General features: G+C 64.7%; 23 protein-coding genes, 2 tRNA genes and 1 other RNA gene. 21 read left to right on the forward strand and 5 right to left on the reverse strand.

Annotated elements, in window-relative coordinates:
* Positions 1 to 3 precede the first annotated feature (3 nt).
* The 3 genes from ACSR1C_RS16045 to ACSR1C_RS16055 all read left to right on the forward strand — a co-directional run bounded on the left by ACSR1C_RS16045 (position 4) and on the right by ACSR1C_RS16055 (position 1131).
* Positions 4 to 246 (forward strand): hypothetical protein, encoded by a 243-nt coding sequence (locus ACSR1C_RS16045; protein ID WP_460260390.1) that lies wholly within the window; start codon positions 4 to 6, stop codon positions 244 to 246.
* A 162-nt stretch (positions 247 to 408) separates the two neighbouring features.
* Positions 409 to 570 (forward strand): hypothetical protein, encoded by a 162-nt coding sequence (locus tag ACSR1C_RS16050; protein ID WP_460260391.1) that lies wholly within the window; start codon positions 409 to 411, stop codon positions 568 to 570.
* Between the two features lie 27 nt (positions 571 to 597).
* On the forward strand, positions 598 to 1131 hold the full coding sequence (locus ACSR1C_RS16055; protein WP_462563575.1) for an HNH endonuclease: 534 nt from the start codon (positions 598 to 600) through the stop codon (positions 1129 to 1131).
* Between the two features lie 173 nt (positions 1132 to 1304).
* Here the strand turns inward: ACSR1C_RS16055 and ACSR1C_RS16060 are convergent.
* Positions 1305 to 1394, reverse strand: a tRNA-Ser gene (locus ACSR1C_RS16060).
* Between the two features lie 140 nt (positions 1395 to 1534).
* Here ACSR1C_RS16060 and ACSR1C_RS16065 point away from each other — a divergent pair.
* Positions 1535 to 2359, forward strand: coding sequence for a DUF2059 domain-containing protein (locus tag ACSR1C_RS16065; protein ID WP_460260393.1), 825 nt, complete (start codon positions 1535 to 1537; stop codon positions 2357 to 2359).
* 148 nt (positions 2360 to 2507) lie between these two features.
* Here the strand turns inward: ACSR1C_RS16065 and ACSR1C_RS16070 are convergent, their stop codons facing one another.
* Entirely contained in the window at positions 2508 to 2633 is a 126-nt protein-coding gene (locus ACSR1C_RS16070) for a hypothetical protein (RefSeq protein ID WP_460260394.1), read from the reverse strand.
* Here ACSR1C_RS16070 and ACSR1C_RS16075 point away from each other — a divergent pair.
* The 8 genes from ACSR1C_RS16075 to ACSR1C_RS16110 all read left to right on the forward strand — a co-directional run bounded on the left by ACSR1C_RS16075 (position 2632) and on the right by ACSR1C_RS16110 (position 8279).
* Complete coding sequence (locus ACSR1C_RS16075; protein ID WP_460260395.1) at positions 2632 to 3267, forward strand: 50S ribosomal protein L21; 636 nt, start codon at positions 2632 to 2634, stop codon at positions 3265 to 3267. The genes ACSR1C_RS16070 and ACSR1C_RS16075 overlap by 2 nt on opposite strands.
* A 19-nt stretch (positions 3268 to 3286) precedes the next feature.
* Entirely contained in the window at positions 3287 to 3556 is a 270-nt protein-coding gene (rpmA, locus tag ACSR1C_RS16080; protein ID WP_460260396.1) for a 50S ribosomal protein L27, read from the forward strand.
* Positions 3557 to 3640: 84 nt separating this feature from the next.
* Complete coding sequence (locus ACSR1C_RS16085; RefSeq protein ID WP_460260397.1) at positions 3641 to 3814, forward strand: hypothetical protein; 174 nt, start codon at positions 3641 to 3643, stop codon at positions 3812 to 3814.
* Complete coding sequence (locus tag ACSR1C_RS16090; protein WP_460260398.1) at positions 3804 to 4343, forward strand: GNAT family N-acetyltransferase; 540 nt, start codon at positions 3804 to 3806, stop codon at positions 4341 to 4343. Before ACSR1C_RS16085 ends, ACSR1C_RS16090 begins: the two co-directional genes overlap by 11 nt.
* Positions 4344 to 4346: 3 nt before the next feature.
* Positions 4347 to 4889: a GNAT family N-acetyltransferase gene (locus ACSR1C_RS16095; protein WP_460260399.1), complete on the forward strand. Its 543-nt coding sequence runs from the start codon at positions 4347 to 4349 to the stop codon at positions 4887 to 4889.
* Positions 4886 to 5923 carry a GTPase ObgE gene (gene obgE / locus ACSR1C_RS16100; protein WP_460260400.1) on the forward strand — a complete coding sequence of 346 codons (1038 nt, stop codon included), beginning with the start codon at positions 4886 to 4888 and terminating at the stop codon, positions 5921 to 5923. The genes ACSR1C_RS16095 and obgE overlap by 4 nt, the downstream gene beginning before the upstream one ends.
* Entirely contained in the window at positions 5911 to 7017 is a 1107-nt protein-coding gene (gene proB, locus ACSR1C_RS16105; protein ID WP_460260401.1) for a glutamate 5-kinase, read from the forward strand. The genes obgE and proB overlap by 13 nt, the downstream gene beginning before the upstream one ends.
* Positions 7014 to 8279, forward strand: coding sequence for a glutamate-5-semialdehyde dehydrogenase (locus ACSR1C_RS16110; RefSeq protein ID WP_460260402.1), 1266 nt, complete (start codon positions 7014 to 7016; stop codon positions 8277 to 8279). The genes proB and ACSR1C_RS16110 overlap by 4 nt, the downstream gene beginning before the upstream one ends.
* A gap of 90 nt (positions 8280 to 8369) precedes the next feature.
* Here ACSR1C_RS16110 and ACSR1C_RS16115 read toward each other — a convergent pair whose 3' ends face one another.
* The 3 genes from ACSR1C_RS16115 to ACSR1C_RS16125 form a co-directional block, all read right to left on the reverse strand.
* Complete coding sequence (locus tag ACSR1C_RS16115; protein WP_460260403.1) at positions 8370 to 8582, reverse strand: YgaP family membrane protein; 213 nt, start codon at positions 8580 to 8582, stop codon at positions 8370 to 8372.
* A 124-nt stretch (positions 8583 to 8706) separates the two neighbouring features.
* Positions 8707 to 9057, reverse strand: a transfer-messenger RNA (tmRNA) gene (gene ssrA / locus ACSR1C_RS16120).
* 4 nt (positions 9058 to 9061) lie between these two features.
* Positions 9062 to 10570 (reverse strand): SLC13 family permease, encoded by a 1509-nt coding sequence (locus tag ACSR1C_RS16125; RefSeq protein WP_460260404.1) that lies wholly within the window; start codon positions 10568 to 10570, stop codon positions 9062 to 9064.
* 245 nt (positions 10571 to 10815) lie between these two features.
* Between ACSR1C_RS16125 and ACSR1C_RS16130 the strand changes: the two genes are divergently transcribed.
* From ACSR1C_RS16130 to ACSR1C_RS16170, 9 genes are all read left to right on the forward strand, one after another.
* Positions 10816 to 12039, forward strand: a complete 1224-nt coding sequence (locus tag ACSR1C_RS16130; protein WP_460260405.1) for an aminotransferase class V-fold PLP-dependent enzyme — start codon at positions 10816 to 10818, stop codon at positions 12037 to 12039.
* A gap of 93 nt (positions 12040 to 12132) precedes the next feature.
* A complete protein-coding gene (locus tag ACSR1C_RS16135; protein ID WP_460260406.1) occupies positions 12133 to 12576 on the forward strand; it encodes a TrgA family protein in 444 nt (147 codons plus the stop codon).
* 4 nt (positions 12577 to 12580) lie between these two features.
* Positions 12581 to 13705: a gamma-glutamylcyclotransferase gene (locus ACSR1C_RS16140; protein WP_460260407.1), complete on the forward strand. Its 1125-nt coding sequence runs from the start codon at positions 12581 to 12583 to the stop codon at positions 13703 to 13705.
* Positions 13706 to 13757: 52 nt separating this feature from the next.
* The gene (locus ACSR1C_RS16145; RefSeq protein ID WP_460260408.1) at positions 13758 to 14789 is read left to right on the forward strand and encodes a cysteine synthase A; all 1032 of its coding nucleotides are present in this window, start codon (positions 13758 to 13760) and stop codon (positions 14787 to 14789) included.
* A 5-nt stretch (positions 14790 to 14794) separates the two neighbouring features.
* Positions 14795 to 17257: a DUF3772 domain-containing protein gene (locus ACSR1C_RS16150; protein WP_460260415.1), complete on the forward strand. Its 2463-nt coding sequence runs from the start codon at positions 14795 to 14797 to the stop codon at positions 17255 to 17257.
* Positions 17258 to 17443: 186 nt separating this feature from the next.
* Positions 17444 to 17533 (forward strand) — tRNA-Ser (locus tag ACSR1C_RS16155).
* Positions 17534 to 18117: 584 nt separating this feature from the next.
* Positions 18118 to 18393 carry a type II toxin-antitoxin system RelE/ParE family toxin gene (locus ACSR1C_RS16160; RefSeq protein ID WP_460260409.1) on the forward strand — a complete coding sequence of 92 codons (276 nt, stop codon included), beginning with the start codon at positions 18118 to 18120 and terminating at the stop codon, positions 18391 to 18393.
* Positions 18394 to 18405: 12 nt separating this feature from the next.
* Entirely contained in the window at positions 18406 to 18705 is a 300-nt protein-coding gene (locus ACSR1C_RS16165) for a HigA family addiction module antitoxin (protein ID WP_460260410.1), read from the forward strand.
* A gap of 5 nt (positions 18706 to 18710) precedes the next feature.
* Positions 18711 to 19079, forward strand: a complete 369-nt coding sequence (locus ACSR1C_RS16170; RefSeq protein WP_460260411.1) for a hypothetical protein — start codon at positions 18711 to 18713, stop codon at positions 19077 to 19079.
* Positions 19080 to 19249 lie beyond the last annotated feature (170 nt).

The following is a 19249-nucleotide window of genomic DNA, read 5'->3' on the forward strand; positions in this document are numbered from 1 at the left end:
GCGGTGCGGACAAACCAGGGGGGCATGCCACGCGTGGCGCACCTGTTCGGGCACCGGCTAGGGGTAGACCTGCCCGACGTGCTGACTGTGGCCCTGTCGTCGCCCGCACAGAGCGTCATGGACGTTCTGACCGGGGAAGGACTAGGCGACCTTGACCTTGCCGCCGTGGCCGTCTTGGCGGTGCCCCTGTGGGCACTTCCCGCCGATCAGCGGTCAACCGTCGCGGCCCTGTGCGAACACCCCTGACAATCCATCCCTAGTGCCAAGGGCAACTAACCCCGGTTCGCGTGCACCGACGCAGCCGGGGCATTTTTATGCGAATGCTCTACGTCGGGAAGGTGGCAAGTTCGTTGGATAGTTTGGCCGTGTTCGTATAGGCTTAGACCTAAACTACGGCAGGAGAAGAATATGCGGCTAACAGACCCGCGCAACGGCAAGCAATTAACTATCGACATGGATTTGGCCGAACGATGGGCCAAAGAGTTTTCGGACCATTCGCAACAGGAATGCGACCACGAACGCCAAGAACTGCGGCATGGCACGAATAAGGGCGGGCACCCCGTCACATGAATGCAATGCTTGGATTGCGGGCTTCGTGTGGGCAACGCCTTGAAAGCGCCGCCGAACGCCGCCGAACTGCCCGGCTTCGATGATGCTATGCACGACGCCTACTTGGCTACTCGGAAAGCGGCCAAGGAAAAGATTGACCTGAAATACGTCGAAATTCAGTTGCGGCGATGGAAGGCCAAGGAAAAGGGCGACAGCTACTACAGCCAAGCCCACAACGCCTATCTTGCGTCGCCGGAATGGCGCAACCGACGCCAACGCGTCATGGAACGCGCGAACGGGCTTTGCGAAGGTTGCAGGCTGGCCCCCGCCAAGGAAGTGCATCACCTAAGCTATGAGCATTGGGGCCATGAATTCCTGTTTGAACTTGTCGCCCTGTGCGGCGACTGCCACGACCGCATTCATGCCAAGGGCGACCACGAAGCCTTGGTGGCCGGTTGCAGCGGTTGCCTTCACGCCAGCCGGGGCCACTACTGCCGCCTCTACGACATTCCCATGGTCACGGCTCTAGAAGCTGACGAACTTTGCACGCTGGACCGCGACGGCTTTGAGCCTGCGAACTGACCGGCAGGCCGTAGCCGGGTGCGACATTTGCTCACGTTTCCGTGATCGAAAGACGGGCTGTTTGTCCGTCAAAATCCGGGGTCGCGCCGTGTGCAGGGAGTGGGCAGAGCTTCAAGCGTCCGGACCAACTGGCCCACAACGCTTTGAAATTAAATGATATTCCTGATGGATTGTGGCGGAGAGACAGGGATTCGAACCCTGGGTGGGCTTGCACCCACAACGGTTTTCGAGACCGCCCCGTTCGACCACTCCGGCACCTCTCCGCAGGCTCGTGGCTCGTGAGGGGGGGATTTAGTGCCAACCGCGCGGACGTGCAAGCCGTTATTTCAGCCGACCGCTTTGCAGCTTGGAAAACCGCGCCGGGATGCTTACCTTTCGCGTAAACTCACGCCCCGGAGGCCCCATGATCCGCCGTCTGCTGCCGATGCTCGCCCTTGTCGTTCTGGTGCTTCCGGCCCGCGCCGCCCCGTCCGAAGATCTGGACCGGCTGATCACGGCCCTGCGCCTGCCCGAAGTGGTGGGGATCATGACCCAAGAGGGAATCGCCTATGGTGACGAGTTGGAACAGGAAATGTTCCCGGCGCGCGGTGGGCCGCGCTGGCGGGGTATGGTCGCCACGATCTATGACGCGGATCGGCTGACCGGGATGATGGCGCAGGAGCTTGCCACCGCGCTGGACGACACCGACCTTGGCCCGCTGATCGCTTTTTACGAAGGGCCGCTGGGCAGCCGCATCACCGGGCTGGAAATTTCGGCCCGGCAGGCGTTGCTGGATCCGGCGGTCGAAGAGGCCAGTATCGAGGCCTGGCAGATGATGCAGGCCGACGACGATCCGCGCCTGGCGCTGCTGGAAGAGTTCGTCGCCGTGAATGATCTGGTCGAGATGAACGTGGTGGGCGGGCTGAACGCCAATTTCGCCTTTTATACCGGGCTCAACGATGGCGGCGCCTTTCCGCAGGACCTGGCGCAGCAGGATATGCTGCGCGATGTCTGGTCGCAGGAAGAGGCCGTGCGCGCCGATACGGTGGAATGGCTGTTTTCCTATCTGGCGATGGCGTATCGGCCGCTTGATGACGGCGATCTGCGTGGCTATATCGCGCTGTCGGAAACGTCAGCGGGGCAGGCGCTGAACCGGGCGCTGTTTCAGGGGTTCGATGTGATGTTCCGCCAGGTCTCGCGCGAGTTGGGGCTGGGGGCGGCGCAGTTCATCGCCGGTCAGGATATCTGAGCCGCACGGCCGTGCCTGTTTCGGGCTGCCCGGTTTCACCGGGGCAGGGTGGGGGATCGGCATGATTTCCCGGCCTCCGGGGCTTGACTTGCGGAGCGTCATCCCGGATAAGCCTGCATCTCTGCCAGAGGCGACTCTTGCGGAGTGTTCAAATGTCGCGCATCGGCGCGATGCAACCACTGCCCCGAAAAGGGGCGCGCTGTCCGAAGGTGGCTTTGGCCGAAACACCGCGCAAGCGGGACCACAGGATGCGGGAAATAAAGGAAATGCCCATGTTTGCGGTCCTCAAGACCGGCGGCAAGCAATACAAGGTCCAGTCCGGCGACGTTCTGCGCGTCGAGAAACTGGCTGCTGAAGCTGGCGAAAAAGTACAATTCAACGAAATTCTGATGGTCGGTGCCCAGGTCGGCGCGCCCACCATCGACGGTGCCGCCGTGCAGGCCGAAGTGATCGAACAGATCAAAGGCCCCAAGACGATCAATTTCGTCAAGCGCCGCCGTAAGCACGGCTCGCAGCGCACCAAGGGCCACCGTCAGCAACTGACCCTGCTGCGCGTGACCGACATTCTGGAAGCGGGTGCCGGCACATCCGGTGTGAAGGCTGCCGTTGGCGCGGGTTCCGTGTCCGCCGTTGCCGTGGCCGCCGCGGCCCCCGCTCCGGCCAAGAAGAAAGCCGCCCCGAAGGCCGAGGCGCCCGCCGCCCCCGCCGGTGCGGACGATCTGAAGAAACTGTCGGGCGTCGGCCCGGCGCTGGAAAAGAAGCTGCATGCGGCCGGTGTGACCACCTTCGCCCAGATCGCAGCCTGGACCGAAGAAGACGTGACCGCGATGGACGAAAAGCTGTCGTTCAAGGGCCGGATCGAGCGTGAAGGCTGGATCGCTCAGGCCAAAGAACTGGCCAACGGCTAAGGTATAGGAGAACAGCGATATGGCACATAAAAAAGCAGGCGGTTCCTCCCGGAACGGGCGCGACTCTGCCGGTCGCCGCCTTGGCGTGAAGAAATATGGTGGCGAGATCGTCATCCCCGGAAACATCATTGCGCGTCAGCGCGGTACCAAGTGGTGGCCGGGCGACAATGTCGGCATGGGCAAGGATCACACCCTCTTTGCAACCGCCGAAGGCGCCGTGAGCTTCCGCAAGGGGCTCAAGGGCCGCACCTTTATTTCGGTTCTCCCGGTGGCGGAGGCCGCTGAATAAGCCGAAACCTCAGGGCAGAGTATTATCAGGGGGATCGGTCTAAGGCCGGTCCCCCTTTTCATTTCAGACGAAAGGCCGCCGCTCATGGGCGTTGCCGTCGGATCATTTCCTGTTTTTACTGTCGCGCAGGCGGCAGTTGTGATCGTTCGTGCGGTGGCGGGGCGCCCGGCCAAGACCTATTTGACAGAGAGGCCGGCCGATCTGTTTGCGGCCGGCATGCCTTATGTTCTTTTCGAGGAGGGAAGACATGAAACTTGACCCGATCATCAACCAACCCGTGATTGAGGCCGAGCGCTTTCGTCTGCGCCCGGTGCGCAAATCGGATGCCGGCCTGCTGCAGATGTATGTGGGCGACGAACGGGTGGCGCGGTTCACCCGGTCGATCCCGCATCCGTTGCCGCCCGGCGCGACCGAGGCTTTCGTCACCCGCGCCCAGTCCGACACACGGGCCGAGGATGTCTGGGTGATGGATGGCTCCGACAGCGGATTGTCCGAGGTGCTGGGGGTGATCTCGTTGAAAAAAATGGAACGCGACCAGTCCGAAATCGCGTATTGGGTGGTGCCCGCCTTCTGGAACACGGGCCTTGCCTCCGAGGCGGTGAACGCGCTGGTGCAGGCCAATCCGCAAGGCAACAAGACGATTTTTGCCGAGGTGTTTCAGGATAATCCGGGCTCGGCCCGGGTTCTGACCAATGCGGGCTTCGACTATATCGGCGATGCCGAGGCGTTCAGCGTCGCCCGCAACGGCACGGTGGCCACCTGGACCTACCTGAAGAAGCTGGCGTAAGCCATGGATGCGGCTTGGGATATTCCGATCGCGACGCCGCGGCTGACGCTGCGGGCGATGACCCATGCCGATGCCGCCGATCTGTGCCGGATCGTGACAATCCCCACGGTCGGCCGGATGCTGTTCGTCTTTCCGCCCGACTGGACCGAACCCGCCGCGCGCGATTTCATAGATGCCTGGGCCTGGCGCGGCGATCTTCGGTTGCGGCTGGCGGTTTGCGATGCGCAGGGCCGGTTCATCGGCTCGGTCGGGGTGGCCCGGCACGAAGCGGTCGAGGTGTTCTATTTCCTTGACCCCGCCTGTGCCGGGCAGGGCTATGCGACCGAAGCGATGCAGGCCTTTCTGGCCTTCCTGTTCGCCCGGTTTGACCCGCCGGAAATCACGGCGGGTGTGTTCATCGACAACCCGGCCTCGTCCCATGTTCTGGGCAAACTGGGCTTCCAGCCCTCGGGCGATGGCATGGCCGCCTCGGCGGCAAGGCTTGAGCCCGCGCCGGTTTCCCTCTATCGCCTCAGCAAAACACGGTTTGAAAGTCTGACCTCATGAAATTTCTCGATCTCGCCAAGGTTTACATCCGCTCGGGCGGCGGTGGGCACGGTTGCATCAGCTTCCGGCGCGAGAAATATATCGAATATGGCGGCCCCAATGGCGGCGACGGCGGCCGCGGCGGCGATGTCTGGGCAGAGGCGGTGGACGGGCTGAACACGCTGATCGACTTTCGCTATCAGCAGCATTTCTTTGCCAAGTCGGGGCAGTCCGGTCAGGGCAGCCAGCGCACCGGCGCATCGGGCGACGACATCGTTCTGCGGGTGCCGGTGGGCACCGAGATTCTGGACGAGGACGAAGAGACCGTGATCGCCGACATGACCGAGGTCGGCCAGCGCGTGCTGTTGGCCAAGGGCGGCAATGGCGGCTTCGGCAACCTGCATTTCAAGACCGCGACCAACCAGGCGCCGCGCCGGGCCAATCCGGGGCAGGAGGGCGTCGAGCGTACGATCTGGCTGCGGCTGAAACTGATCGCCGATGCCGGGTTGCTGGGCCTGCCCAATGCGGGCAAGTCCACCTTTCTGGCCGCGACCTCGAACGCGCGGCCGAAGATCGCCGATTACCCGTTCACGACGCTGCACCCCAATCTGGGCGTGGTCGGCGTCGACAATGCCGAATTCGTGATGGCCGACATTCCCGGGCTGATCGAGGGGGCGCATGAAGGACGCGGGCTGGGCGATACTTTCCTGGGGCATGTGGAACGCTGTTCCGTTCTGCTGCATCTGGTCGACGGCACCTCGGACGATGTGGCTGGCGATTACCAGACCATCATCCATGAGCTGGAGGCGTATGGCGGCCATCTGGCCGAAAAGCCCCGGGTGACCGCGCTCAACAAGATCGACGCGCTGGACGATGATGAGCGGGCCGAGAAAAGGGCGGAACTGGAGGCGGCCGTGGGTGGCCCGGTGCTGATGATGTCGGGCGTGTCGGGCGAAGGGCTGACCGAGGTGCTGCGGGCCGTGCGGGCCGAGATCCAGGAGGATCGGCTGCGTCTGAAACAGGCCAGCGAGGAGCCGGAAACGTGGCGGCCCTGAACGACGCGAAACGGTTGGTCGTCAAGATCGGCTCGGCCCTGTTGGTGGATCGCGCCACCGGGGCGCTGCGGGCCGACTGGCTGCATGCGCTGGCCGAGGATGTGGCCGCCGCCAAGGCACGTGGCACCGATGTGATCCTCGTCTCATCCGGCTCGATCGCGCTGGGGCGCTCGGTTCTGGGCCTGCCCGCCACCGCGCTGCCGCTGGAACAGTCGCAGGCCGCCGCGGCGGTCGGCCAGATCAAGCTGGCCCGCGCCTATGAAGAGGTGCTGGCGCCGCATGGCATCACCACCGCGCAGGTGCTTGTGACGCTTGAGGACAGCACGAACCGCCGCCGCTATCTGAATTCGCGCAACACGCTGGAACAGCTCGTGGGGCTGGGCGTGGTGCCGATCGTGAATGAGAACGACACCATCGCCACCGACGAGATCCGCTTTGGCGACAATGACCGGCTGGCCGCGCAGGTGGCCGTGACGGTGGGTGCCGATCAACTGGTGCTGCTGTCGGATGTGGACGGATTCTATACCGCCAGCCCCGCGAGCGACCCGGACGCGCACCGGTTCGACGTGATCGAAGAGATCACCCCCGAGATCGAGGCGATGGCCGGCGATGCGGGGTCGGGCCTGTCGAAGGGCGGGATGAAGACCAAGCTGCTGGCGGCCAAGACCGCGACGGGGGCGGGCTGCGCCATGGCGATCACCAACGGGTTTGTCCTGCGCCCGCTCAAGGCGCTGGCCGAGGGGGCGAATGCGACCTGGTTCCTGGCCAAGGACGACCCGCAGGCCGCGCGCAAGCGCTGGATCGCGGCGATGAAACCGCGCGGCGAGATCACCGTGGATGCGGGCGCCGCGGCGGCGTTGCGGCGCGGCACCTCGCTGTTGCCCGCAGGGGTGATGCGCGTGACCGGGGCCTTTGGTCGGGGCGACGCGGTGGCGATTCTGGGGCCGTCCGGCGCGACGCTGGGCAAGGGGCTGACCCGCTATACCCATGACGAGGCGCAGGCGATCAAGGGCTGTCAGTCGCGTGACATTGAGGCAATTCTGGGCTATCCGGGGCGTGCTGCCCTCATCCACAGGGACGATATGGTGCTATGAAGGATATGGACAACATTCCCGCCATGATGGCCGAGATCGGCGCCCGTGCGCGCGCCGCCGCCGCCGAGCTGGCCTTTGCCCCGTCAGCGGCCAAGGCCACCGCGTTGACCGCCGCCGCCGATGCGGTGTGGGCGCGCCGGGACGAAATCATCGCCGCGAACGCGCTGGACATGATCTATGGCCGCGACAAGGGGCTGTCGCCCGCCATGCTGGACCGGCTGATGCTGGACGAAGCCCGGATCGGGGGCATCGTCGCCGGGCTGCGCGCCGTGGCCGCGCAAAACGATCCGGTGGGCAAGGTGATCACCGAATGGGACATGGACAGCGGGTTGCACATCAAGCGCGTGCGCACCCCGTTGGGCGTGATCGGCGTGATCTATGAAAGCCGCCCCAACGTGACCGCCGATGCGGGCGCGCTGTGCCTGAAGGCCGGCAATGCGGTGATCCTGCGCGGCGGCTCGGAAAGTTTTCATTCCTCGGACGTGATCCATGCCTGCCTGCAGGACGGGCTGCGTGCCGCCGGACTGCCCGCAGACGCGATCCAGCGGGTGCCGACCCGCGACCGCGATGCCGTGGCCGAGATGCTGCGCATGACCGATTCCATCGACGTGATCGTGCCGCGCGGCGGCAAGGGGTTGGTCGGGTTGGTACAGCGTGAGGCGCGGGTGCCGGTCTTTGCCCATCTGGAAGGTATCGTGCATATTTACGTGGACAAAGCCGCCGACCGCGAAAAAGCCCTGCGCATTGTGCTGAACGCCAAGACCCGGCGTACCGGCATTTGCGGCGCCGCCGAATGCCTGCTGATCCATCGCGACCTGGCGGAAACGCTGGGGGCAGAGCTGATTGAAGCGCTGGTTGCGGCGGGGGTCAGGGTCCATGCCGACGCGGCGCTGGCGCAGTTGCCCGGCACCGTGCCCGCCACCGATGCCGATTGGGGCCGCGAATATCTGGACATGGATATCGCCGCGAAACTGGTCGATGACGTGGACGGCGCGATTGCCCATATCCGGCGCTATGGCTCGAATCACACCGACGCGATCGTGACCGAGGATGACGCGGTGGCCGAGCGGTTCTTTACCCGGCTCGACAGCGCGATTCTGATGCGCAACGCCTCGACCCAGTTCGCCGATGGCGGCGAGTTCGGCATGGGCGCCGAGATCGGCATCGCCACGGGCAAGATGCATGCACGCGGGCCGGTAGGGGCCGAGCAACTGACCAGCTTCAAGTATATCGTCACCGGCGACGGCGCGATCCGGGGCTGAGGCCGGGCCGGGGCGACATGCCCCGAGGCCGGGCCACAGGTGCCGCCACCACGCAGAGCGCAGCCGCGGCACGCGGTTCGGCCGCCGGGCTTATTCGGGGGTGTCCGACATCGGGCAGGTCTTGAACCCGAAGATGCTGTAGACCGGGCAGGTTGCGAAGATGCCGGTGACCAGCGGGATGATCCCGATCAGGTAAAGCCAGCGCAGGCTGGCCTCGGCATTCAGAAAGAAGCCCGCGATCAGGGCCAGGCCCACGACGATGCGAATGACGCGGTCGGTGGTGCCGACGTTTTTCTTGAACATGACTGTCTCCAATAGTGGGCGGCCCGAATCTTTCGGGCGACATGGCCATCATACGGCGAAATGCCGCCGAAATGCCTGTGGCGTCGTCGCGCAGGCGTATTTTTCGCGATGTGGGGAAAGGGAAAGTGCAGGCTTCTGTTGCCAGGTGCCTGCGAACCCCGCCTTACGCTGCTAGGCGCAAGGGCTTAGATTTCGATAGATCGAACTGCTTACGCAGCCAGAGCCATCGGAGCTTTGTTGTCATTTGCAACTAGCTTTGTCGGACCGATAACGGTGGTACCTCACCGAGCAAAAGCTAACCCCTTTAGACGTCCGTCGATCCTGTTTCGGCCCCATGATCCCCAAATGAGGGATGTTTGGTGGAGCCGCCGGGTACCGCCCCCGGGTCCGATCCGCTTATTACGGGCGCGTTTATCGCCATAGTCCCCAAGGGAACATTGCTAATCTAGGGATGCGGCGGGGGCAGTGCAAGGGGGCAGTTACCGCGCCGCGCCGTCGAACGACAGGCCGAAGACCAGCGGCCCCAGCAGGGTGAAGACGCAAAAGACGACCGCAATGCCGACGACGTTCAGGATCGCGCCGGCGCGCACCATGTCGGCCAGTTTCATGTCGGGATAGGAAAACACGATCGCGTTGGGCGGGGTGGCGACCGGCATCATGAACGCCATAGAGGCGCTCAGCGCCACCGGCACGCACAACACCAGCGGATCGAGGTTCAGCCCCACCGCCACCGCCGCCAGGATCGGCAGGAAGGTGGCGGTCGAGGCGGTGTTCGATGTGATCTCGGTCAGATAGACCATGGATGCGGTGACCACCAGAACCAGCGCCAGCGCGCTGATCCGCATCCCGGTCACGCTGTCGGCGATCCAGGCGGCCAGCCCGGTGCCGCCAAAGCCCCCGGCCAGCGCCAGTCCGCCGCCGAACAGCAGCAGCACGTTCCACGGCAGATCGCGCGCATCGGTCCAGTTCAGCGCGAATTCGCCCCGGCGGCGCGAGATCGGCACCGCGAACAGCACCAGCGCGGCGGTCAGCGCGACCAGCGTGTCGTCCAGTGCCAGGCCGGTGACCCGGACCAGCGGCGCGCGCAGTATCCAGGCCAGCGCGGTGCAGGCAAAGACCGTGCCCACCAGCCGCTCACCCGCGGTGGCGGGACCCAGACCGGCCAGATCGCGCGCGACGGCGCTGCTCAGATCGCCCACGGCCATGTCCCGCGCGGGGTACAGCACCCGGGTCAGCAGCAGCCAGGCCAGCGGCAGCATCACCGCCACCACCGGCAGGCCGATCATCATCCAGCGGGCAAAACTGATCTCGATTCCGTAATTGCTTTGCATGAAGCTGGCCAGCAGCGCGTTGGGCGGTGTGCCGATCAGCGTGGCGACCCCGCCGATCGACGCGCTATAGGCGATGGCCAGCATCAGGGCGACGCCGAAATTGCGGATCAGGCGCGCGTCTTCGGTGGTGCGGGCGACGAAATCCACCACCGACAGGCCGACCGCATACATCATGATCGAGGCCGCGGTGTTCGAGATCCACATCGACAGCGCCGCGGTGGCCAGCATGAAGCCCAGCACGATCCGCCCCGGCGTGCGGCCCACCTTCAGGATGATATGCAGCGCGATGCGCTTGTGCAGCCCGACCCGTTGCATGGCGCTTGCGATCAGGAAGCCGCCGAAAAACAGAAAGATCAGCGGATTGGCATAGTTGGCGGCGGTATCGGTCATGCCCTGAATGCCCAGCAGCGGCATCAGCACCAGCGGCAGCAGCGCGGTGGCGGGCAGGGCGATGGCCTCGGACAGCCACCAGACCACCATCCAGGTGGTGACCGCCACCATCCGCCAAGCGGCGGGCGGCATCGCCTCGGGCGCAGGCAACAGCAACAGTGCGGCGGCCAGGGCGGGCCCGCCGATCAGCCCGGCCCAGCGGCGGCGCGGCATCTTTTCGGGGGCGATGCTTTGCGCGGGGTCGTGAGGATCGGCAGGGGCTGGCATGGGCTCTCCTTGGGTGGGTGTGGTGGCACGGGCCAGACTAGGGGCATTCCGGCCGGGGGGCGGTGTGTTCTTGTGGCGCAGGCGCCGCATCGGGGCGCGGCTGCGGCAAAAACGAAACACCCTGTGGTCAGGCGTGGGCGCATCACTCCCTTGCGGGGGCGCTTCGCTTGTGCACAACTGCTGCGATATGGGCCGCCCCGCGTACGGGGCAATACGCAGATTATGCAGACTGACAGGAGTATGCCATGGCGCTTGATCTCGATTTCGTCCGGTCGCAGTTTCCGGCTTTTTCCGAGCCCGCGCTTGAGGGGCAGGCGTTCTTCGAGAATGCGGGCGGGTCCTATACCTGCGGGCCGGTGATCGACCGGCTGACGCGGTTCTACCGCAGCCGCAAGGTACAGCCCTATGCCCCCTATGAGGCGTCGCGCCTGGCCGGCGCCGAAATGGACGAGGCCCGCGCCCGGCTGGCCGCCATGCTGGGGGTCGAGGGTGACGAGCTGTCCTTTGGCCCCTCGACCACGCAGAACACCTATGTTCTGGCGCAGGCTTTCCGGCGATGGATGAAGCCGGGAGAGGCGATCATCGTCACCAATCAGGATCACGAGGCCAATTCCGGCCCCTGGCGGCGGCTGGCCGAAGACGGCATCGAGATCCGCGAATGGCGAATCGACCCCGAGACCGGTCATCTGGATCCGCTGGAGCTGGAGTCGATGCTGGATGAAAACGTGCGGCTGGTCTGCTTTCCGCATTGCTCCAACGTGGTGGGTGAAATCAACGATGTGGCCGAGATTTGCGCCATCGCGCAATCGGCGGGCGCGTTCACCTGTGTCGATGGGGTCAGCTATGCGCCGCACGGCTTTCCCGACGTGTCGCGGCTGGGGGCCGATATCTATCTGTTCTCGGCCTACAAGACCTACGGGCCGCATCAGGGCTGCATGGTGATCCGCCGCGATCTGGGCGAGCAGCTGCCAAATCAGGGGCATTATTTCAACGCGGCCACGCTTTACAAACGTTTCACCCCGGCAGGGCCGGATCACGCCCAGATCGCGGCCTGCGCCGGCATGGCCGATTATATCGACGCGCTTTATGCGCATCATGTCGGCGGGCAGGCGGGGCCGGCGGCGCGGGCCGGGGCGGTGCATGATCTGATGCGCGCGCATGAGGTGGCGCTGCTGCAGCCGCTGCTGGATTATGTCGCCGCCAGCAATACCCTGCGCCTGCTGGGGCCCACACAGGCCGATCAGCGCGCGCCCACCGTGGCGCTGGCGCTGGATCAGCCGGGCGAGGGCGTGGCGGCGCGGCTGGCCGAAAGCGGGATCATGGCAGGCGGCGGCGATTTCTACGCCGTCCGCGCGCTGGCGGCGATGGGCGTGGACCCGGCCATGGGCGTGCTGCGGCTGAGCTTCGTGCATTACACCAGCCCCGACGAGGTGGACCGCCTGATCGCCGCGCTGGACCGGCATCTGTAGCTGCGCGCGGGCGGGGCCGGATTCGCCCTTGCGCCGCCTGCGCCGGGCCCTGAAACTGCACATACCCGTTCCAGCACGAAGGCCCTTTGCCCGATGCCCACCGCCGCCCGCCTGTTCGCCGCCATCGGCTTTGCCCTTGTGGCGTTCTTCGCCTCGGAAAGCTTTGTGTTCGAACTGCCCGAGGGCACCGATACCGGCTGGTTCAGCTATATCAACATGGCGATCGGCGCGATTGTTGGCTGGCGCACGATGGGCACGCTGGCCGGGCATGGATACGGCACCGCCGCCACCGCCGGGTTTCGCACGATTGTCACCGTCCTGTTCTATGCGTTGCTCCTGCATTCGCTGTCCGAGATGATCCGCCTGTCGATGCGCCTGCGCTATGACGGGCCGGGCGAGGCGATCATCGCCATGCTCCAGCTTATCCTGGATTACGGGTTCATGGTCGTGACGTCGGGGCCGGTGATGCTGATCCTGGGCGTGGGCAGTCTGCTTGCGGCCTGGCTTACCGAATGGGCCGCGTCGCGCTGGAGCTGAAGCAATGAAAACCATGTTCTTTTACGGCACGTTGTGCCACCTGCCGCTGCTGGACATCGTGCTTGGCCCCGAACGCGCCGCAACACAGGTCACGCCCGCGCGCCTGCCTGGCCACGCGGCCTATTGGGTGGCCGGGGCGGGCTATCCGATGATCCGGGCCGAACCGGGTGCCGCCGCCCCCGGCCTGCTGGTGTCAGGGCTTAGCGATGACGCGGTGGCGCGGCTTGATTTCTATGAGGGTGGCCATGCCTATACGTTGCACCCGGTGCCGGTCGATACCGATGCCGGGCGGCAGATGGCGCTGGTCTATTTTCCCGACACGCCCCCCGAACCCGGCGCGCCCTGGGTGCTGGCCGACTGGCAGGCGCGCTGGGGCGCGGTGACGATTCTGGCCGCGGCCGAGGCGATGCAGGGCTATGGCCACCAAAGCCCGGCTGAACTGGTGCGCCGTTTTCCGTCGATCCGCGCGCGGGCCGCGGCCCGGCTGAACGCCCGCCACAGCCCGCCCACCACGTTGCGCCGCCGGGCCGAGCCGGGCGATGTGCGGGTGCTGGACCGGCGTCAGCCCTATGCCCATTTCTTTTCGGTCGAGGAATACGACCTGACGCATGAGACATTCCAGGGCGGGCACAGCGCGCCGCTGGACCGGGCGGTGTTCATCTCGACCGATGCGGTGACGGTGCTGCCCTATGACGCGAAACGCGACCGGGTTCTGCTGATCGAACAGTTCCGCATGGGGCCCTTTGCACGGGGCGATGCGCAATGCTGGTCGCTGGAGGCGATCGCCGGCCGGGTCGAGCCGGGCGAGCCGGCCGAGGAAACCGGGCGCCGCGAAGCGCTGGAAGAGGCCGGGCTGGAGATCGGCAAGATGCTGCCGGTGGCGGGCTACTATTCCTCGCCCGGGGCCAAAAGCGAGTATCTCTACTCCTTCGTCGCGCTGACCGATCTGCCCGACACCGCCGCCGGGCTGGGCGGATTGCTGGCCGAGGGCGAGGATATCCGCGCCCATGTCGTCAGTTACGACCGGCTGATGGCGCTGCTGGACAGCGGCGAACTGGAAAACGCGCCGCTGCTGGTGTCGGTGCTGTGGCTTGCACGCCACCGTGAACGGCTTCGGGCGGACGCTTGAGTTCGCGCGGCGCGGGGGATACTCAGAAAGAACAACAAGCGGAGGGGCTGACATGGATATGCGCGCAGATCTGGCCGGGCTGATCGGGAACACCCCGCTCATTCACCTGAAAGGGCCGAGCGAGGCCACGGGGTGCGATATTCTGGGCAAGGCCGAATTCATGAACCCCGGCCAGTCAGTCAAGGACCGCGCGGCCCTTTATATCATCCGCGATGCCGTCGCGCGCGGTGTGCTGCGCCCCGGCGGCACCATCGTCGAGGGCACGGCGGGCAATACCGGGATCGGTCTGGCGCTGGTCGGCGCGTCGATGGGGTTTCGCACCGTGATCGTGATCCCCGAGACCCAGAGCCAGGAAAAGAAGGACATGCTGCGGCTGGCCGGGGCCGAACTGGTCGAAGTGCCCGCCGCCCCCTATCGCAACCCCAACAATTTCGTGCGCTATTCAGAACGGCTGGCGCAGCGTCTGGCGCAGTCGGAACCCAACGGGGCGGTCTGGGCCAATCAGTTCGACAACGTCGCCAACCGGCAGGCCCATGTGGAAACGACCGGCCCCGAGATCTGGGAACAGACCGGCGGCGCGGTGGATGGCTTTATCTGCGCGGTCGGGTCGGGCGGGACGCTGGCGGGGGTGGCGATGACGCTGCAACCCAAGGGCGTGAAGATCGGCCTGGCCGACCCCGAGGGCGCGGCGCTGCACAGCTATTACACCACGGGTGAATTGCACACCGAGGGCGGCTCGATCACCGAAGGGATCGGGCAGGTGCGGATCACCGCCAATCTGGAAGGGTTCCGGCCCGATTATTCCTATCTGGTGCCCGATGCCGAGGCGCTGCCGGTGGTGTTCGACCTGATGGAGCACGAAGGGCTGTGCCTGGGCGGCTCGTCCGGGATCAACGTGGCCGGTGCCATGCGCATGGCGCGCGACATGGGGCCGGGGCACCGGATCGTCACCGTGCTGTGCGATTACGGCACGCGCTATCAGTCCAAGCTGTTCAACCCCGCCTTCCTGAAGGAAAAGGGGCTGCCGGTGCCGGGCTGGCTGGACGCGCCCGCGCGCGCGCTGCCCGAGGTTTATGAGCCGTGAGCCGCATGGTCCGCCTGCTGGCGCTGCTGCTGTGCCTGTCGGGCGGTGCGGCGCTGTTGTCGCCGCTGGCGGCATCGGCCCAGACTGCGCAGGCCCAAACCGTGGTGCCGGATCCGGCCACGCAGATCGACTATGCCGCGTGGGAGGCTACGGCGGCCCGCGCCGAAGCGGCGATCGAGGCCGGGCGCGCCTCGAACCTGGCGCTGGAACAGGTGCGCGCCGAACTGGTGGAATGGCGGGCCAAGTTCCTGACCGGGCAGGGGGCCAACCAGACCCGGATCCAGACCCTGCGCGAGCAGATCGCGGCGCTGGGTCCGGTTCCCGAAACCGGCGTGACCGAGCCGGCCGAACTTGCCGAGCGGCGCGCCGCCCTGAGCGAACAGCTGGCCCGCGCCCAGGCGCCAGGCGTGGCCGCCGAAGAGGCCTATCGCCGGGCTGACGGCCTGATCCGCGAGATCGACACGATCATCCGGGACCGCCAGGCCGACGAGCTGTTGCAGCTTGGCCCGTCGCCCCTGAATCCGGCGCATTGGCGGGTCGGGGCGGCGGCGGCGGCGGGTACGCTGCGCGCGTTGGCGCAGGAAACCGGCCAGGCGTGGCAGAACCCGATTCACCGCACCGGCCTGCGCCAGGCGCTGCCGGCGGTCCTGTTCTATCTGGCGGTGGCGGCGGTGCTGTTGCTGCGTGGCCGGCGCTGGATCGACAAACTGTCGCAGCGTCTGGTGCGCAAGCAATCCATCGGTGGTGGCGCGGTCTATGCCGCACTGCTGTCGCTGGGCCAGATCGCGCTGCCTTTGGCCGGGGTCATGGCGCTGTTGCAGGCCGGATACGCGACCGGGCTGATCGGGCTGCGGGGCAGCCGCGTGGCCGATTTGATCCCGCCGCTGGCGATGACGCTGTTTGTTGCGCTGTGGCTGGGTGGGCGGGTCTTTCCCAAGGCCAGCGCCCGCGCGCCGTTGTTCAACCTGACCCCCGACCGCGCCGCCGAGGGGCGCTGGATCGCCACCGGGCTGGGCGTGGTGCTGGTGCTGGGCAGGCTTCTGAGCAAGGTCGCCGAGTTCGACAACTATCCGCCCGAGGCCAGCGTGACCCTGGGCTTTCCGGTCCTGGTGGCGGGTGGGCTGCTGATCTATCGCATGGCCCGGTTGCTGATGATCCATGTGCGCAGCGTCAGCGGCGACGACGGGGGCGATGATCACCCGTACCGCAACAGCATCGTTCTGCTGGTCGCGCGTGTCGCGATGGCGCTGGCGGTGGTGGGGCCGGCGCTGGCGGCGGTCGGCTATGGCAAGGCGGCCAGCTATTTCACCTATCCGGTGATCGCCACGCTTGGGGTGCTGGCGCTGCTGATGGTGATGCAGCGTTTCATCGTCGATCTGTATGCACTGGTGACCCGCGACCCCGAAGGCGCGGGCGACGCGCTGATCCCGGTTCTGCTGGGCTTTGGCCTGAGCGGGCTGGCGATGCCGGTTCTGGCGCTGATCTGGGGCGCGCGGGTGTCGGATCTGACCGAGCTGTGGACCCGCTTCAGCGAAGGGTTTCAAGTCGGCGGCACCCGAATTTCGCCCGCCGATTTCCTGACCTTCGCCGTGGTCTTTGCCGTGGGTTATATGGCGACGCGGCTGTTGCAGGGTGGGCTGCGGGCCTCGGTCCTGCCGAAAACCAAGATCGACACCGGCGGGCAGAACGCCATCGTGTCGGGGATCGGTTATCTGGGGATTTTCCTGGCCGGGCTGATCGCCATCACCGCTGCGGGCATCGACCTCAGCTCGCTGGCGATCGTGGCCGGGGCGCTGTCGGTCGGCATCGGGTTCGGCCTGCAGAACATCGTGTCCAACTTCGTCTCGGGCATCATCCTGCTGATCGAGCGCCCGGTCAGCGAGGGCGACTGGATCGAGGTCGGCGGGATGATGGGCACGGTGCGCGCGATCTCGGTCCGCTCGACCCGGATCGAGACATTCGACCGCACCGATGTGATCGTGCCGAATTCGGATCTGATTTCGGGTGTGGTGACGAACTGGACCCGGTCGAACCTGAACGGGCGGATCACCCTGAAGGTTGGCGTGGCCTATGGCAGCGATACCCGCAAAGCCCAGTCCATCCTGGAGGAAATCGCCCAGGCCCACCCCATCGTCATCATCAACCCGCCGCCGTTGGTGACCTTTATGGGCTTCGGTGCGGATTCGCTGGATTTTGAGGTGCGCGCGGTGCTGAGTGACGTCAATTTCGGGCTGTCGGTGCGGTCCGAGCTGAACCACGAGATCGCGCGCCGTTTCGCTGAAGAAGGGATCGAGATCCCGTTCGCGCAGCGCGACATCTGGCTGCGCAACCCCGAAGCGTTGCGTGGGCCGTTCGCCCCGGCTGCTGTCCCGGCGTCCGCCGCGCCCGCCGCCACGGAACCGGTCGCCCCGAGCGAGACGCCGCCGGCAATGCGCACCGACCCGATGCTGGACCCCGACACCGACTGACCGGAGAACGGCGACGGCTGACAGCCTGCTTCGCGCGCCCGTGTCTTCGCGAAGTCCTCGGTGTGCTGGAAAAGGTCGAAGGGAAGGGGGGGCACGAACCGTCACATCTATCTGCACCTGGCGACGTAAAAACCCACAATCGGGGCCTTGCGCTTTGCCCGCGATGCGGGCTAAACGGGGCGGCACGGAGAGGTGGCCGAGTGGTCGAAGGCGCACGCCTGGAAAGTGTGTAGGCGGGTAACCGTCTCCAGGGTTCGAATCCCTGTCTCTCCGCCACTTACCAAAGAAAAACCGTTCTCCTAGGTAAGCTGGCGCTAATTTTTCCCCTATATTCAAAGGCCTTAGCAGGCACCGCATTTACCTCGCGCGTGCTGTGGGACGCCGTGTCCTCTCTCTATCGGCCGATATTCTCCGCAGAGGGTAACACAAGAATCGCGCTACATTCAGTGTAACACATTGAAAATTATTGAATATTTCTGATTTTTTGGCTTCTTTCGCTGGCAATAGCGCGATGTCAATTTGGGGCTGGTATCGAACTGTGTTTGACCAAGGGGCGAGCTGGTTGATGGCGTAGCTGAAGACTTACTGCGGCAATTTTGCGGTCAGGAACTTCAATCTCCATGGTTTCCTGGTCATTCCGAAGGGAGAGAAGATGCGCCAGCGTAACGGCAAGTTGGACAAAGCCATGTGTCAACCGTTCAGTTACGGCGAATAGCTCGACGAGGATTGGGTATGACTGCAATTTCGGTTGCTGACATTGCTTGCTGGCATGAGTGGCCTGCCCGATCAGTGCGGTGCAAGGTTCAGCTATCAACCCCGATGGCTCTTGCAATGTGTCAGCAATCTGCTTACATACCACCATGATCAAGTCGTTTCAAAACAAAGAGCTGCAGAACCTGTGGGAGGGCAAGCGGTCCAAGATCGACGCCCGCTTTCAGAAGCGTGCTCTTCGACGGCTGGACGCCCTGGATGCTGCATCTGTTGCAGAGGACGTAAACTTGCCGGGGTTTAACTTTCACGGGCTGCTAGGGTTCAACCCCAAGCGCTACACAATCCATGTAAATGGGCCTTGGTCGATCACATTCGAGTTTGATGCCGGTGACGCCTATCGGGTCGACTTTGAGCAATATCACTGAGGAGGACGGAAAATGATTTTTAGAGATCAAAAACGCTGCCCAACGCATCCGGGTGAGTTGCTGCGGGATGATATTTTGCCATGTATGGACTACAGCAAAACGCAGCTTGCGAAGATGCTGGGCATTTCTCGGCAGCATTTCTATGACATCTTGAATGAAAAGAAGCCCGTCAGCGCACCCGTCGCCGCGCGCTTGGGGAAGATGTTCGGAAATGGATCGTTGTTCTGGATCCGGATGCAGGGTGCGCATGACGCATGGCATGCCGAGCGGGAAATTGATGTAAGTCAGGTGCCGACATTGGACGTTGCGTGACGTTCATGTTTGAATTCGATATTGTGATCAATTTTCCCGATGGAAAGGCTGACGAGGCTGCGGTGCTGGACGCGTTGGTTGAAGCGGGGCTGGATGACACTATTGTTGGGACCGGCCGGCCGGATGTGATCGCACTCAGTTTCACACGCAATGGCCCCAACTTGGAGCAAGTCCTTACGGATGCAGTGGCGCAGATCATGGCCGCGTTCCCTTCCGCTTCGGTGCAGATTGTGGATTTGGCGGTGTTGGGCAACACTAAACACAAGGCCGAAACCATTCGCCGAGTTCGCGCAGTTGCAGCCCAGAAGGCCACTGCTGGCGCTAGTCCTGCTTGCAGTCAGGACTTTTTGTACGGGCCTGATGGCCTGCCATGATTGGCAGCCGGTAAAGCGGTCATAAAAATTTCCATCAGAGGAATTTGCCTGAGAGTGTCCGATCTTCTGTGTAACTTCGGTTTGGTCCATGCTTCCTGAGAGGAGCAAGGACGATGACGATTTCCAAAGAACTGCTGGACGAACTTCTGAAGGGCTGCGAGCGGCCTGAG

This window comes from Actibacterium sp. D185-2 (genome assembly GCF_054954595.1).